Annotated in this window: 1 protein-coding gene; it reads left to right on the top strand. The window is 38.6% G+C overall.

Annotation, left to right across the window (positions count from 1 at the left end; genetic code table 11):
- Positions 1–894: IS1182 family transposase (locus BA1_RS18245; RefSeq protein ID WP_008362336.1), on the top strand; the 894-nt coding region annotated here is incomplete at its 5' end.
- Between the last annotated feature and the right edge of the window lie 79 nt (positions 895–973).

Here is a 973-nt window from a genome sequence, read left to right as displayed (position 1 = left end):
GCCAATAAGAAAAAACTTGAAAAGAAAATTGTTCGAGTAGAAACGAGAAGTTATCAAAATCAGCTTCATGAGGAGATCAATGTTGATCGTGAGGCACATGGAAAAAAGCCGTTACCCCTTCAGAATAAAGAAGAGACAAAAGAAATCAAGGTAAGTACGACTGATCCAGAGAGTGGCTACTATGTGAAGGATGAGCGAGAAAAATCATTTGCCTATTCATTTCATACGGCTTGTGATTCTAAAGGGTTTATTTTAGGATCACTGGTCACAGGTGGAAATGTTCATGATAGTCGTATGTTGGATGCACTCGTATCAAAGGTGACAGAAAAAGTCGGAAAACCATTTGTAGTCGCAGGAGATGCAGGATATAAAACACCTTACATCGCTAAGTTTTTAATGGATCAAGAGATAAGACCTGTCATGCCTTACACTCGACCAAGAACAAAAGCTGGTTATTTGAAAAAGAATGAATACGTGTATGATGCATATTTTGATTGTTACATTTGCCCCAACGGGCAAATTCTCTCTTATCGTACAACGACTAGAGAAGGCTATAAGCAATATGCGTCTGATTCAGAAGTATGTAAATCCTGCTCGTTTTTAAATAACTGTACACAAAGTCAAAATCACACCAAACAAATTCATCGGCATATTTGGCAGGACTATCTAGATGAAGCAGACCATCTGAGGCTGACACAAATGAATAAAGACATCTATGCAAAACGGAAAGAAACAATAGAACGCGTTTTTGCGGATGCAAAAGAAAAGCATGGTATGCGATGGACGAAACTTCGAGGACTGAAAAAAGTTTCGATGCAGGCGATGCTTACTTTCGCTGCCATGAATCTTAAGAAATTAGCAAACTGGACATGGAAAGTGCCATGTCCAGCATAAGGTAGCTTATCAATTTTATCAAAATAAGTGAAAACCCCACTTTTACTTGAAGTAAAGGTGGGGTTTGTCTACGGTCTGA

The organism is Bacillus xiamenensis (assembly GCF_000300535.1).
GTDB lineage: Bacteria > Bacillota > Bacilli > Bacillales > Bacillaceae > Bacillus > Bacillus xiamenensis.
Note: the sequence above shows the minus strand (reverse complement) of the source record. Positions and strands in the feature narration are given on the sequence as shown.